The sequence below is a fragment of the Prevotella micans F0438 genome (genome assembly GCF_000243035.1).
GTDB lineage: Bacteria > Bacteroidota > Bacteroidia > Bacteroidales > Bacteroidaceae > Prevotella > Prevotella micans.
Genome location: NZ_JH594521.1, coordinates 605,069 through 620,786, shown reverse-complemented (window position 1 = coordinate 620,786; position 15,718 = coordinate 605,069). Strand labels below are relative to the sequence as shown.

General features: G+C 46.2%; 12 protein-coding genes. 11 read left to right on the top strand and 1 reads right to left on the bottom strand.

Going from position 1 to position 15,718, the window contains the following annotated elements; all coding sequences use genetic code 11:
* The first annotated feature begins 5 nt into the window (after positions 1–5).
* Positions 6–944 carry a hypothetical protein gene (locus HMPREF9140_RS02535; RefSeq protein ID WP_006951552.1) on the top strand — a complete coding sequence of 313 codons (939 nt, stop codon included), beginning with the start codon at positions 6–8 and terminating at the stop codon, positions 942–944.
* 168 nt (positions 945–1,112) lie between these two features.
* Positions 1,113–1,985: a sigma-70 family RNA polymerase sigma factor gene (locus HMPREF9140_RS02530; protein ID WP_006951550.1), complete on the top strand. Its 873-nt coding sequence runs from the start codon at positions 1,113–1,115 to the stop codon at positions 1,983–1,985.
* Positions 1,986–2,115: 130 nt separating this feature from the next.
* On the opposite strand, the gene HMPREF9140_RS02525 is transcribed toward HMPREF9140_RS02530, so the two are convergent.
* The gene (locus HMPREF9140_RS02525) at positions 2,116–4,032 is read right to left on the bottom strand and encodes a heavy metal translocating P-type ATPase (protein ID WP_006951548.1); all 1,917 of its coding nucleotides are present in this window, start codon (positions 4,030–4,032) and stop codon (positions 2,116–2,118) included.
* Between the two features lie 220 nt (positions 4,033–4,252).
* On the opposite strand from HMPREF9140_RS02525, the gene HMPREF9140_RS02520 reads away from it, so the two are divergent.
* From HMPREF9140_RS02520 to HMPREF9140_RS02480, 9 genes are all read left to right on the top strand, one after another.
* Positions 4,253–5,236: a Gfo/Idh/MocA family protein gene (locus HMPREF9140_RS02520; protein ID WP_006951547.1), complete on the top strand. Its 984-nt coding sequence runs from the start codon at positions 4,253–4,255 to the stop codon at positions 5,234–5,236.
* 89 nt (positions 5,237–5,325) lie between these two features.
* Positions 5,326–6,360, top strand: coding sequence for a DUF4421 domain-containing protein (locus HMPREF9140_RS02515; RefSeq protein WP_154648535.1), 1,035 nt, complete (start codon positions 5,326–5,328; stop codon positions 6,358–6,360).
* The gene (locus HMPREF9140_RS02510; protein WP_006951544.1) at positions 6,350–7,294 is read left to right on the top strand and encodes an N-acetylmuramoyl-L-alanine amidase-like domain-containing protein; all 945 of its coding nucleotides are present in this window, start codon (positions 6,350–6,352) and stop codon (positions 7,292–7,294) included. Before HMPREF9140_RS02515 ends, HMPREF9140_RS02510 begins: the two co-directional genes overlap by 11 nt.
* A 64-nt stretch (positions 7,295–7,358) precedes the next feature.
* Complete coding sequence (locus tag HMPREF9140_RS02505; protein WP_025073366.1) at positions 7,359–7,997, top strand: DUF4827 domain-containing protein; 639 nt, start codon at positions 7,359–7,361, stop codon at positions 7,995–7,997.
* Between the two features lie 18 nt (positions 7,998–8,015).
* Positions 8,016–9,410 (top strand): phosphoglucosamine mutase, encoded by a 1,395-nt coding sequence (gene glmM, locus HMPREF9140_RS02500; RefSeq protein WP_006951539.1) that lies wholly within the window; start codon positions 8,016–8,018, stop codon positions 9,408–9,410.
* A 607-nt stretch (positions 9,411–10,017) separates the two neighbouring features.
* Positions 10,018–10,761 carry a polyprenol monophosphomannose synthase gene (locus HMPREF9140_RS02495; RefSeq protein WP_006951535.1) on the top strand — a complete coding sequence of 248 codons (744 nt, stop codon included), beginning with the start codon at positions 10,018–10,020 and terminating at the stop codon, positions 10,759–10,761.
* Between the two features lie 77 nt (positions 10,762–10,838).
* A complete protein-coding gene (dxs, locus tag HMPREF9140_RS02490) occupies positions 10,839–12,773 on the top strand; it encodes a 1-deoxy-D-xylulose-5-phosphate synthase (protein WP_006951534.1) in 1,935 nt (644 codons plus the stop codon).
* 39 nt (positions 12,774–12,812) lie between these two features.
* Positions 12,813–14,153, top strand: a complete 1,341-nt coding sequence (trkA, locus tag HMPREF9140_RS02485) for a Trk system potassium transporter TrkA (protein WP_006951533.1) — start codon at positions 12,813–12,815, stop codon at positions 14,151–14,153.
* A gap of 3 nt (positions 14,154–14,156) precedes the next feature.
* The gene (locus HMPREF9140_RS02480) at positions 14,157–15,614 is read left to right on the top strand and encodes a TrkH family potassium uptake protein (RefSeq protein ID WP_006951532.1); all 1,458 of its coding nucleotides are present in this window, start codon (positions 14,157–14,159) and stop codon (positions 15,612–15,614) included.
* Positions 15,615–15,718 lie beyond the last annotated feature (104 nt).

The window sequence follows — 15,718 nt, the reverse complement described above, 5'->3', positions numbered from 1 at the left end:
TCAATATGAAAATAAAAAAAACAATTCTTTTGCTCTCGCTGTTCCTATCGACAGTGACTTTGAGCGCACAAACGCTAATTAAAGCATCGTTTCAAAAAGGTGACACAGCCGTATATGAAAAAATCATCGACTTCAGTGTATCCTCTATGGGTGGCTCGTTCCAGGCAAAACAAACCATGAACATCTGCTATGTCGCGAAAGAAGCCAATGCTAACGGTTATGAGCTCGAACGAACCATAATCAACCTGAAAACCGAAGGAAATAATAACATCTTATCTCAATTCTCCGACGGTCTGACCTATTATCTACACAACGTTCCTGTCCTATTTCAAACCGATGCAGATGGAAAAATTCAGAATATAATCAACATCGAAGAAGTTGTTGGTAAAGCAAGTCAAGCTGCCCTCAAGCAAATAGATTCGCTTTATAAAGCCACACCCGAGATAAGCCAAAACCTTCCGAAAGAAAAAATGATAATGGCCGTGAGCAATCAGCTGGAAGAACAGAACATAATCAAAAGCATAACCGAAAACAGCTTTCTCAGTTTATATGGCAAAAAGCTCAAAACTGGCGACACCGAAAATCAGGAACTCATGCAAGGAATCAAAGTCATCACAACCTATGACGTTTCATCCGCGCTTGGAACAACTGCTATCGTCAGCAAAAGCAAAAGCAACATGAACGAAAAAGAGGTGAAACAAATGATTATCAACAATATCAAAAAAACAGGAATGGGTGACGACGTCGTTTCACAATTCGAAAACAACTGGTCGCAAATCAAAGCAGCCGGAATGGCCAATGTCGACTTCAAAGACACAGATACCTATCACTTCCTAAAATCAAGCTGGCTCAACGATGAAGTATACGACGCCAGACTACAAATGATGGGTACTGACATGACTATAAAATCTAACACGAAACTCATCAAACAAAGCTGGAAATAAGGCTCCTCTTAACCTTTATCCCAAAGAAACCAAAACATATCCGAACGGGCCTAGCAGCCCGTTTGGATTATTGTTTTTTATTGTTATCTTTGCACGCCGTGAATCGAAAAGACAAGGATAACGGAAGGAACTATTTTCATTTATTTCGTAGAAGGGAAATCATAATTCATGAGACAACTTAAGATTTCAAAAAGTATCACAAACCGTTCAAGTGAAGCGTTGGACAAATATCTCGTAGAGATTGGTCGTGAGCCAATGATTACTGTTGATGAAGAGATTGAACTTGCACAGGAAATCCATAAAGGTGGACCGAAAGGCGAGCGTGCAAAAGAGAAACTAATCAAAGCCAACTTACGCTTTGTGGTTTCAGTTGCCAAGCAATATCAGCATCAGGGATTATCGCTCACCGACCTAATCGATGAAGGGAATATCGGTCTCGTAAAAGCTGCCGAAAAATTCGACGAAACACGAGGATTCAAATTCATCTCATATGCAGTTTGGTGGATTCGTCAGAGCATCCTCCAAGCCATTGCCGAGCAAAGCCGAATTGTTCGACTGCCATTGAATCAGGTTGGGGCAATCTCGAAAATCAATCAGGTAATAAACGAATTCGTTCAGAAACATAATCGTCGTCCATCAATACACGAAATATCAGAATTAACCGGTATAGAAGAATCGCGCATACGCCAAAGCCAAAATGCTGACAATCACCACATGAGTATAGATGCTCCTTTCAGCGACGACGACGATAACTCGATGAGCGACATGCTTTCTTCGGGTGATGATTCGCGAACTGACCGCGGAGTTGACTTTGAATCGATGTCGGACGATCTGAAAGCTGTTCTTAAAAATACCCTCAAAGAACGCGAACGTCGGATTGTTGTAGAATGCTTCGGAATAGGTTGCCAGGAGAAAGGTCTTGAAGAAATAGGTACAGAAATGGCGCTTACAAGAGAACGAGTTCGCCAGATTCGTGAAAAAGCAATCGAGAAAATCCGCGAAAGCGGTAATGCAAGACTACTGATGAAGTATCTCGGATAAATCATTCGATTACTCATAAATTTAAATGCGAGAATATTATCCAAAGATCGTATTCTCGCATTTTCATATTGGTGAACATATCTCGTCAACTGGAAATAATCAGCTATTAAAAATAAACTTATTTTATGTCTTACAAATAGCGGAGACGGAGACTGTTCAGAACAACGCTAACACTCGAAAAAGCCATCAGGGCACTGGCAACCGATGGAGTGATTTGCCAATGAATATCGAAAATCTTCAGGACCCCTGCGGCCAGAGGAATACAAATAAGATTATAGATAAAGGCCCAGAAAAGATTCTGCCAAATCATTCTAACCGTGAGACGGCTCAGTTTGACGGCTTCGGGAAGAGTTTGCAGATTATCGCCCATCAACGTAATCCCTGCAACATCTAGCGCAACATCGGTTCCTTTACCCATAGCTATGCTTACGTCGGCAAGAGCGAGCGCCTGCGTGTCGTTGATACCATCACCCATCATGGCCACAATCTTGCCTTCCGACTGCAACTGCCGAACCATATCCTCCTTGTCTTGCGCAAGAACCTTACTATAATAATGTTTTATTCCTGTTTTCGAGGCCCAATATCGGGCAGATTCTTCATTATCACCACTCATCATATAGACATCTATCCCCTGACTGCGAAGTTTATTCATTGCTTCTCGGGCACTGGGTTTAAGCTGTTCACGCTCATCAAGCGGTATATTTTGCACCTTAGTGAAGTCAATATTTTGATTCGGAATGGTGAGCGTTCCAGTTTTATCGGTTACAAGGACATTTATTTTGTGCAATCTCTCGAGAGCGGCGGCATCTTTTATGAGAATTTGTTTCTGGGCAGCCTTTCCGATTCCGACCATTAGTGCTGTAGGAGTAGCTAATCCCATGGCACATGGACAAGCTATCACTAGAACTGCAACGGCCGAGACAATAGCCTGTGGCAAACTAGATGTGCCACCAATTAACCACCATACAAGGAATGTTATCAAGGCAATTACGGCAACGGTAGGAACGAACACGAGTGCAGCCTTGTCTACAATCCGCTGGACTGGGGCCTTGGATGATTGTGCCTGTTGAACCATCCGTACTATTGAGGCCAAGGCGGTATCTTGATCAATTTTGATAGCACGCATTCTGAACGTTCCTTGACTGGGGATTGTCCCGGCAAGAACTTGTGAATTAGCTTTCTTTTCAACAGGAGTTGGTTCTCCGGTTATCATACTTTCGTCCACATAGGCAGCATCGGCTGTCATAAAGCTTTCGGCCGAGATGACTTCACCGTCTGCTGGTACTTTTTCGCCAGGTCTTACTTCGAGTAAGTCACCTACTTTGACAGCAGCGATAGGTACTTCGACAATTGTTTCACCATTTATTACATGAGCTGTTTTTGGAGCCAGTTGCATAAGTTGTCGTATGGATGACGCCATACGGTCACGTGCCTTCTCTTCGATTATCCTGCCAGTGAGTACGAATGCTATAATCATTACGACAGTATCAAAATATGTATGCCATTCGATTCCACGTGGTGTCCAAATCGTGTTACCTAAGAATGTGTTGAAAACACTGAAAAGAAAGGCTATCCCGGTTGAGAGTGCAACTAATGTATCCATATTTGCCGTTCGATTGCATAACTGTTTATATGCTCCGACATAGAACCGACCACCGCAATAAATCATCGTAACAGCCGCAATGAGAATCGAAATCTGATTTGTACTATTTACCGGACCAATACTAATCCATCCCATTGTTATCACCATCAACAACGCAGATGTGAGCCATGCAAGAATAGTTTTACGTTTGAGTGAAGTATATTCTTGTTTCTCGATCTCCTGAATCGATTCATTTCGTTCGACTATCAAATCATAACCGATATTGTTTATCTCACGCTTCATGTCGACGAGTGAAATTCTTTCCGAGTCGAAATCGACTAGTACCGTTCTACTCGGCAAAGAAACCGAAACGGAAGTCACGCCTTCGAGAGAATTTAATTTACGCTCTATATTGATCGCACATCCTGCACATGCCATACCTATAACTGGAATTATTTGTTTCATCGTATTCTGAATGATTTTGAAATTGTTTATATAAAGCAAGTATGCATTGTTTTTCAGTGCAATTTGCTCGTAGCAAAGGTAGTGGATATCCAAGTTTTATGAATATTTATCCCTATAATTTTTCGATAATCTCTCCTGATGTAGGATGACTCCGACAGAGTCTATGCCAGAAGATAGCATGTCAAAAGTTCGTATATTTGCGCATCAAAAAGGAATTAATATGCAAAAGGTTAGATGGGGATTCATCGGATGCGGAGAAGTTACCGAGAAGAAGTCGGGGCCTGCTTTCAACGAGCTACAAGATTCGCACGTCGAAGCTGTATTCAGTAGAAACAGAGGTAAGGCAAGGTCGTATGCAGAAAGACACGGAATTGCCCGATGGTATGACGATGCGCAAGCACTCATCGACGACCCAAATGTGAATGCCATATACATTGCCACGCCACCCGCTGTCCACGCCACCTTTGCCATTATGGCCTTGAGAACTGGTAAACCTTGCTATATCGAGAAACCGCTCGCAGCATCCTACGAAGATTGTGTACGTATAAATCGCGTGTCTGAACAAACCGGCGTACCCTGCTTCGTGGCCTACTATAGACGATATTTACCCTACTTTAATCGGGTGAAAGAATTGATACAGAACAACACTATAGGCCGAGTACTCACGGTACAGGTGAGATTCGCTGTTCCACCCCGCGATCTCGACTATAAACAAACTGTACAATTGCCTTGGAGACTGCAATCGCAAATATCTGGCGGAGGATATTTCTATGATTTAGCCCCACATCAGCTCGACCTTTTGCAGGATTTCTTCGGAATCATCGTCAAAGCACAGGGGTATAAAGCTAACCGGGCAGGATTATACGATGTTGAAGACACAGTAAACGCCGTGTTTATGTTCGAAAGTGGGCTCACCGGAAGTGGAGCATGGTGCTTTGCAGCACACGAAAGCGCGCGAGATGATAAAATAGAGATATTCGGATCGAAAGGCAGACTGACTTTTTCAGTTTATAACTATAATCCGATTCAGCTTTACACAAGCTCTGGCATGGAGAGTATCGAGGTGCCCAATCCGCCCTACGTTCAACTACCCATCATCAGTTCGGTTGTTGCCGACCTGCTAGGACGAGGCGTCTGCGAGTCAACCAGCATAAGCGCCACGCCCACAAACTGGGTCATGGATAGAATTCTTGGTAAGATATAACATTGGAAAGAATAGTTTCACTCTGCATATTGTTAATTGTGTTTGTTTGCAAAACACAGGGACAACCGCGTGTCGACTCCATCAAATGGATGCGCTCCGAAATAATGACGAGCGAAATGAAACACAAAAGACACTCTTTCTTTGAAATCGATTCAAGTTACATCGAACCACAGCACTACAATTTAACGTTCATGATGCAAAACACGAATACCTATGAGGTCTACAGACTCAGTAACTCGCAGCAACAAAGCATAACCTTCGCCCCCGAAACGGCAGTGAAAGTTGGTCCCTATTTTGGGTGGCGATGGGCTGTCCTGGGCTACACGCTAGATATTCGACACCTGAGCCTTAAGAGCGACTCCCGCCGGAGAAAGGAATATAACTTAAGCTTCTACAGTTCGGTCATGGGACTCGACATATACTTCCGGAAAACAGGTAACGACTATAAGATTCGAAACATATACCTCGGCGAAGATGTAGACACGCAGCCTCTTCGAGGTGCCGATTTCAGCGGATTAAGCTCGAGTATCAAAGGTTTCAACCTTTATTACATAATCAACCATCGAAAGTTCTCCTATCCCGCAGCTTTCAGTCAAAGTACCGTTCAGCGGCGGTCGGCTGGAAGTATGTTGCTCGGTGTAGGCTATACACGTCACAAACTATCAATGAATTGGGTGGAAATGGGACGACTCATTGACCGACATCTACAATTGCCGCAGGAAGTAACACGTCTCGACACCACACTGAGGTCTACAATCGTAAGATATACCGACATTTCCCTTAGCGCAGGCTATGCCTACAACTGGGTGTTAGCTCATAACTGGCTTCTTGCCGGGTCGCTGTCGTTGGGGCTGTCCTATAAAGAAACAACTGGCGACATAGAACACCGGCGATTATCCCTCCGCGAATTCACTCTAAGCAACTTAAGCCTCGACGGAATCGGACGATTCGGAATCGTTTGGAACAACACCAGATGGTATGCCGGCGCAAGCACAATCTTGCACGCCTACAACTACAGGCGCAAACAATTCTCGACCAACAACTTCTTTGGAAGCATCAATGTATACGTAGGCATAAATTTCATCCGAAAAGGAAACCAAAACAAACGAAAAAATGACTCGTAAACTAATCGTAGCCGCATACCTCGCGGCAATTCTCCTAGCATGCACAGCACGAACTACAACCAAACGGGTGATAAAACAAGCCAATAAATCAGCAAAAACAAGCGAAACTCTCAAACAACCGGCCGTTTATCTACCCACTGATAGCCTGCTCGCCACCGCCATACTTAAAGAAATGAAATCCAGACGACGCAAACTCAATCAGCAAGAAATAATACTAGCTATCGCTAGGAAATTCATCGGAACACCCTACGTTGCCAACACTCTCGAAAAGAATAAAGACGAGAAGCTAGTCGTCAACCTGCGCGGAATGGACTGCACAACCTATCTCGAAACAGTTCTCGCACTCGCCCGATGCGTTATGCTCCACCAATACACTTTCCAGGACTATCTTACCACACTCCGACGTCTACGCTATAGGCAAGGAAGAATATCCTACATCAACCGACTACACTACTATCAATGGTGGCTCGACGACAACCGACAAATGGGTCTCGTCGCTCAAATCGAATCTCCCAACCCGCCATTCACAGCCGTACAAACAATCAAAATAAACTACATGAGCCAAAATTCACAGCTCTACGCAATGCTCAAAGGCCAACCAGAAAGAATCCGGGCTATCCGACAACTCGAAAACGCATCGGCCGGGCTGCGCGAACGATATATCCCCACCGACGAACTGAGTGACACCCCACTGCTACGCTCTACAATTCACAACGGCGACATCATAGCCATTGTCACCACCAAACCCAACCTCGATACAACCCATCTTGGACTGGCCGTGTGGCACGCCGACGGACTACACCTTCTCAACGCCTCGAGCCTTAGGCGTAACGGACGACAAGTGCTCGAACCACGCGAAACACTCCAAGACTACCTGCACGCGCACCCATCGAACCCCGGAATACGCGTGGCAAGACTCACAGAACCCAACTAATACCCAGTAACTTCATAAATTTTCTTAATTTTGCAAACCAACAAACATCACATATAGAATGATAATGAAAAAGACAACAATTCTCCTCACCCTGCTCATCGCAATAATAGGGCTAGACTCATGTAGCGACAACGAAACCTATGCCGACAAACTCAAACGCGAAGGAGTAGCAATAAACTCCTTCATCGCAAAACACGGCATCAATGTAATTTCAGAAGAACAATTTGCATCCCAAGATTCCACAACCGACATAACCAAGAACCAATTCGTCTACTTCACCAACACCGGAGTCTACTTGCAGATAATGAACAAAGGATGCGGTACAAAAATCAAAAAAGGCGAAATAACAACCGTTCTCTGCCGCTTCACCGAACGCAATCTTTTAAGCGACACTATCCAACTCACAAACAACTCGGTCTACACAAGTGGAATCGTCGACAAGATGATTGTAGCAAACACAAGCGGCTCGTTCACCGCATCCTTCTACCGCAACTCAAGCATGATGGTTCGCAGATACAAAACAACAGCCGTACCCGCCGGATGGCTCGTCCCCCTACCCTACGTGAACATCGGCCGCCAAAAAACCGAATCTGACTCCCTTGCACACGTCCGTATAATTGTTCCCTCCGCACAAGGACAAGCATCAGCCAGCCGGAACACATACCCCTGCTACTACGACATTACATATCAACGTGGACTATAAAAGAAAGGCATAAAAACAATGACACTCATAAAATCAATCTCCGGCATACGAGGAACAATCGGTGGGCCAACAGGCGACACCCTCAACCCGCTCGACATCGTTAAATTCACCTCCGCCTACGCCACCTTCATCGCAAACCGTCACCCCGACAAGAAGCTAAAAATCGTTGTCGGCCGCGACGCCCGAATCTCCGGACAGATGGTCCGGCAAACCATTTGCGGAACCCTAATCGGGATAGGCGCCAACGTGCTCGATATAGGCCTAGCAAGCACCCCAACAACCGAACTAGCCGTAACCGCAACCCAAGCCCAAGGCGGAATAATCATAACAGCATCACACAACCCACGTAACTGGAACGCCCTGAAACTACTCAACGAAAACGGCGAATTTCTAACAGCCAACGACGGCAATCAAATACTGAGTCTAGCCCAGCGCGAAGCATTCACCTATGCCGACATTGACAACCTCGGCACCTACACCACCGACACCACATCGGGCACCCGACACATCGACTCCGTGCTAGCCCTCAAACTAGTCGATACAGAAGCCATTCGCAACCGCCGATTCAGAGTCGTTGTCGACGCCATAAACTCAGTAGGCGCCATAATTCTCCCCCAACTTCTCGACCGCCTCGGCGTAGAATATAAACTCCTCAACGGTCAGGCCGACGGCAATTTCGCACATGACCCCGAACCAATAGAAAAAAACCTCTCCGGAATAATGAACGAAATCAGCACTGGCAACTACGACCTCGGAATCGTAGTCGACCCCGATGTTGACCGCCTCGCATTCATCCAAGAAGACGGGAAAATGTTCGGCGAAGAATACACACTCGTTTCTGTGGCCGACTATGTACTACAGCACACACCAGGCAACACCGTAAGCAACCTCTCCTCCACCCGCGCCCTGCGCGACATAACCCTCCGTCACGGTAACCAATATCACGCCGCAGCAGTAGGCGAAGTCAACGTCACCACAAAAATGAAACAAGTCGGCGCCATAATCGGCGGCGAAGGCAACGGCGGCATAATCTACCCCGAAAGCCACTACGGCCGCGACGCCCTCACAGGCATAGCCCTCTTCCTAAGCTCACTCGCCCAGAAAGGTATCACTGCCAGCCAGCTACGCCGCACCCTCCCCGAATACTTCATAGCAAAAAACCGCATCAACCTCACTCCCGAAACCAATGTCGACGCCATTCTCGCAAAAATCAAAGAACTCTACAGCAGCACACCCAATGTTACCGTAACCGATATCGACGGCGTGAAGCTTGATTTCGCCAACTCATGGGTTCATCTTCGAAAATCGAACACCGAACCAATAATCCGCATCTACAGCGAAGCCTCCACAGCCGACGACGCCGACGCCCTTGGTAAAAAGCTCATGCAAGTAGTCTATGACATGCAATCATAGTTCAATATTATTATTTGTTATTTATAATTCATAACAGCATACATTAATTACTCTTAATAAAATTAGATGATGAAGAAGTTATTACTGTTTTTATCCCTTTTTATCAGTTTTCAGATTGGAGCTTATGAGTTAAACGACCAGCTTACAAATGTTTCTCTTATAAGATCCAAACATTATGACAAAATGTTCAATACTGCTGAATATTCTCATCAAGCAAGTAGAGAAAGACATAGACGCAGAACTGTAAAAAACAAGAAACATACATTTATAAAGGGTTCGCGTAGGCACACAAACAATCATAGGTCAGCTCAGAAAGGCTACAAGGTGTATATTACGCCAACAGGCGAATGTTATCATTCAACTCCCTCTTGTCCTACTCTTTGGCGTGGTAACTATTCTGCAATATACTTGCGTAATGCCAAAGGACAAGGTTATAGAGCTTGTCAAAGATGTAATTGATTTTATAGGCTTATCTTCATCATATAGAAGAATCAAAGCTTTTCTTTCATAAATATCCGATGCGAGCAAAGCTCCCAAGCCAAGCCCGCACCGGTTAATTTTATCTTGAAAGAAATCTATACATTTGCACGAAACAAAACACAAGCACATGGAAAGCGACAGCATCATAATCATCCCAACTTACAATGAAAAAGAAAACATCGAAAAAATAATCCGGGCCGTCTTTAGCCTGGATAAGTTTTTTCACATCCTAGTAATCGACGACGGAAGCCCCGACGGAACAGCCCAAATAGTGCACAGCCTGATGGAAAACGAATTCGCCAACCAACTCTTCATCATCGAACGAAAAGGAAAGCTAGGCCTCGGCACAGCCTATATAACCGGATTCAAATGGGCCCTAGAAAAAGGCTACGAATATGTGTTCGAAATGGACGCCGACTTCAGTCACGACCCCAACGACCTACCCCGACTCTATGCCGCCGTACACAACGAAAAAAACGATGTTGCCATTGGCTCACGCTACGTAAGCGGAGTAAACGTAGTAAACTGGCCAATGGGACGAGTACTGATGAGCTACTTCGCAAGCAAATATGTTCGCTTCATCACTCGCTTCCACGTACACGATACCACAGCCGGATTCGTTTGCTACCGCCGTCGAGTGCTCGAAACAATTCCACTAGACGAAGTGCGCTTCAAAGGCTACGCATTCCAAATCGAAATGAAATACACCGCCCACAAAATCGGCTTTAAAATCAAAGAAGTGCCAGTTGTGTTCGTAAACCGTCGCGAAGGAACTAGCAAAATGAGTGGCGGAATCTTCTCCGAAGCATTCTTCGGCGTAATAAAACTCCGGATGGACGGTTGGTTCAGAAAATATCCACCTATCGCGTAACATCTCCACATTTTATATATATACCATATGCCTTACTAGCCAACTAGCAAAACATTCGCGATTATCAATCCATCCTCATGGCGAACGAGAAAAAAATCAAACTCCTCAATAACATACAATCTCCCGACGACCTGCGCCGACTCAATATTGAACAACTACCCGAGCTATGTAACGAGTTGCGAGAGAAAATCATAGAAGAGGTGGCCGTCAACCCCGGCCACCTCGCATCAAGTTTGGGTGCAATTGAAATAACCGTGGGTTGCCACTATGTTTTCGATACCCCCGAAGACAGGCTCGTGTGGGATGTAGGGCATCAGGCCTACGCACACAAAATCATAACCGGGCGACGAGATAAATTCTACACTAATCGGCAGCTGAACGGTATCAAACCTTTTCCGTCGCCACTGGAAAGCGAGTATGATACTTTTGTTTGCGGCCATGCGTCAAACTCTATCTCGGCTGCGCTCGGCATGACCGTTGCATCGCAGCTAACTAAGCATTCCGAACGTCATGTAGTTGCAGTGATTGGCGACGGAGCGATGAGTGGCGGCTTGGCCTTCGAGGGATTAAACAATGTTTCGTCGAAGCCTAACGACCTGCTCATAATTTTGAACGACAACGATATGTCGATAGACCGTGCCGTGGGAGGGATGGAGAAATATCTGCTAACTCTCGATACGAACGAAACATACAATCGTCTGCGGTTCCGTGCCGCACAATGGCTCCGAGGAAAAGGTATGCTCAACGACGAGCGGCGGAAAGGAATAATCCGCCTCACTAATGCGCTGAAGTCGGCTCTTGCCCGTCAGCAGAATCTGTTCGAAGGAATGAACATACGCTATTTCGGACCTTTTGACGGTAACGATGTGATGGAAGTGGTTCGACTTCTCAAGCAACTGAAAAACATGAAAGGTCCAAAGCTACTCCATCTTCATACCGTTAAAGGCAAAGGATTCATACCTGCAGAGCAAAGCGCAACGATATGGCATGCGCCAGGGAAATTTAACCCGCAAACAGGACAGCGAATAGTTCAAGACACTGAAAACAAGTCGCCCCGATTTCAGGATGTGTTCGGCGAAACACTTCTAGAGCTGGCCGAACGGAATCCGCGCATTGTGGGTGTCACACCGGCTATGCCAACAGGCAGTTCACTGAATATAATGATGGAAAAGATGCCCGACAGAACTTTCGACGTCGGGATAGCCGAAGGTCATGCAATGACTTTCTCGGCTGGTATGGCAAAGGACGGTTTACAACCTTTTTGCAGCATCTACAGCTCATTTGCACAGCGTGCCTACGACAACATCATCCACGATGCTGCCATACTGAACCTGCCCGTAGTGCTCTGCCTCGACAGAGCCGGACTGGTGGGTGAAGATGGAGCTACACATCACGGAGCATTCGACTTGGCATATCTCCGTCCGATACCGAACACAACCATAGCATCACCGCTCGACGAGCACGAACTGCGTCGGATGATGTACACGGCTCAACTGCCCAATAACGGACTGTTCGTAATTCGCTATCCGCGCGGAAACGGATTGCTAACCGATTGGCGTTGTCCGTTGGAAGAAATCACGGTGGGGAAAGGTAGGAAGCTCGCTGACATAACCTTGGGTAATAATCCTCGCCACACTATAGGCGTGCTCACCATCGGACCGATAGGCAATGAGGCATCGGCTGCACTGCGCGAATTGCAAATCGAAAATTCTTTAAGAATCATACACTACGACATGCGATTTCTGAAACCGATAGACGAAGAGTTACTACGCGAAGTGGCTAACGAATGTACCGACATCATAACAATTGAAGATGGTGTACGAAACGGCGGACTTGGCACAGCCGTGACAGAATGGATGGCTGACAACAGATTCCACTCAAATATAACGCGCATGGGATTACCCGACAGATTTATTGACCAGGGAACGGTAAACGAACTGCGCGCCCTGTGCGGAATAGACCGTGAAAGCATAAAAAATCTACTTAAAACCATCGCCTCCTCGAGTATCTAACTCTAACCCAAGGAAACCGATAAAAACTCACATCGAATTATGAAAATCATTATTGCTGGCGCTTATGCCATCGGAACATATCTTGCAAAACTGCTTTCGCGCAACAAACAAGACATTATTCTTATCGACGACAACGCCGAAAACCTTGAAAGAGTTGGTCGCGACTACGACCTGATGACTATAGAAGCCTCTCCAACCAGTATAAAGGCTTTGAAAGAAGCCGGAGTGAAAGATACCGACCTGTTCATAGCCGTAACACCCAGCGAGACGGCTAATCTCACGGCGTGTGCAATGGCCCATAAACTCGGGGCTAAGAAGACCGTTTCGAAAGTAGATAACCCGGAATACATTGCTCCGCAAAGCCAAGACCTTTTCCATGAAGTTGGCGTCAACAGCATAATATACCCCGAGATGCTAGCTGCAAAGGACATCATCAACGGATTGAAAATGTCATGGGTAAGACAACGCTGGGATGTTCACGACGGAGCGCTAGTCATGCTTGGCATTAAGCTGCGCGAGAACTGCAAGATTCTGGACAAACCCTTACGCGAAATCAGTGGCCCGGATGACCCCTATCATGTCGTGGCCATCAGACGACATTTCGAAACGATAATACCCGGTGGTAATGACACGCTGAAACTCTATGACCTGGCATATTTCATGACGACTAAGGATTATATTCCCTACATCCGCAAGATTGTAGGTAAGGAGCAGTATGTCGACGTAAAGAACGTAATGATTATGGGCGGAGGCAGGACAGCCGTGAGAGCCGTGAAAACCATGCCCGAATATATGGACGTCAAGGTAATTGAGAAAGACCCCGCACGATGCGAAGTGCTTAACGAGTTGTTCGACGAAGATAAACTAGTAATCAACGGCGACGGGCGCGACACTGCACTTCTGGTCGAGGAAGGAATACATAACACTCAGGCTTTTGTAGCCCTGACGTCGAACGCCGAAACCAACATTCTGGCCTGTCTAACCGCTAAACAGATGGGAGTACGCAAAACGGTTGCGGCTGTGGAGAACTTCGACTATGTAGACATGGCTGTGAGCCTGGACATCGGAACCATCGTCAACAAAAAAGCCATAGCTGCCGGACATATCTACCAGATGCTACTCGACGCCAATGTCGACAACGTGAAATTCCTAATGACTGTAAATGCCGACGTGGCCGAATTTATTCCCGTACAGGGCTCAAAAATTACCCGTAAGCCAATCAAAGACATAAATATCCCCAAGGGAATGACAATCGGCGGCCTTGTGCGTGGCGAAGAAGGAATGCTCGTATCGGGAAACACGCAAATCGAGGCTGGCGACATAGTAGTTGTCTTCTGTTATGACGTTGATAAGAAGAAGGTGGAAAAACTATTCAACTAAACCATGCTGAACCTGAAAATCATATCGAAAATTATCGGCTCCCTACTCTGCCTTGAAGCAGCTTTGATGGGCCTATGCCTAATTGTCTCGGCTTATTGTAAGTCGGGCGACCTGCTGGCCTTTATCTTCAGCATTGCCATCACCTTATCCGTGGGAGCGATGCTCAAACTTTACGGCCGGCATGCCGACAATCTTCTGCGCCGCCGCGAGGCTTACTTTGTTGTGTCGGTAGCTTGGATAATCTTCTCGCTTTTTGGTACGCAGCCTTTCCTATTAAGTGGTGAACTCACCAGCTTCACCGACGCATATTTTGAAACCATGTCAGGCTTCACAACTACGGGCGCAACTATAATCGACTTCCCCGAACAACTACCCAAAGGACTACTTTTCTGGCGCTCGCTCACACAATGGATCGGCGGATTGGGTATTGTGTTCTTCACCATAGCCATACTCCCCTCGATGGTCGGCGGCTCTGTGAAGATATTCGCCGCTGAAGCTACAGGCCCTATAAAAAGTAAACTTCACCCGCGACTAAGCACCGGCGCAAAGTGGATTTGGATGGTCTATCTACTGCTCACAGTCGCCTGCATACTAAGCTATAAACTCTGCGGAATGGGATGGTTCGACTCTTTCAACTACTCCATGACAAGTACGGCCACAGGTGGATTCGCAACCGAAAGCGGCTCTATAATGACTTTCCACTCTCCCGCCGAAGAATATGTCTGCACAATATTCTGCTTCCTATCTGGAATAAACTTCACGTTGCTTTACACGTCGGTTTCCGGCCTGAAGATTGGTCAACTATTCCGTAACAGCGAATTTCGATTCTATTCAGCAATGGTTGTCTGCTTTACGCTCTTCATCATGTTGGAGCTGATATTCAACCGTAGCTATGAGGTTGAACACGCATTCCGTAGCTCCGTTTTTCAGGTCGTATCATTCATAACCACCACCGGTCTTTTTAGCGACGATGCTGCCAAATGGCCCCACGTTACATGGGTTGTTCTGGCCGCCTGCATGTTCTTCGGCGGTTGCTCCGGTTCAACGAGCGGCGGAATAAAAAGTATCCGCGGGATAATGATAATAAAGGTTGTTCGGAACGAATTCCGACAGATTCTGCACCCTAACGCTGTTTTGCCAATGAAGATAGACGGTATGAACGTTCCCCAATCAAAGCGAGTAACCCTCATGGCTTTCCTCGGCCTCTACCTCATCCTCACCCTCTTGAGCGCATTCGCCATGATTGCAGCCGGAATTGACAATACAAACGCCATAACCATAACACTAAGTAGTCTTGGCAACGTTGGCCCAACGCTCGGTTTAGAAATTGGCCCAACCATGTCGTGGGCCCAACTCCCCGTCTTTGCTAAATGGATATGTTCATTCCTTATGCTTGTGGGTCGTTTGGAGCTATTCACCGTACTGGTGCTCTTTACCCCCGCCTTCTGGCGACAGAACTAAATTAACTCCCATCATAACATAAGCTTGATATGATATGACAAGTCTAGTCTACAAGTATACGACTTGTGAGGCACAGGTATACGACTTGTCGTGCACAAGTCGTA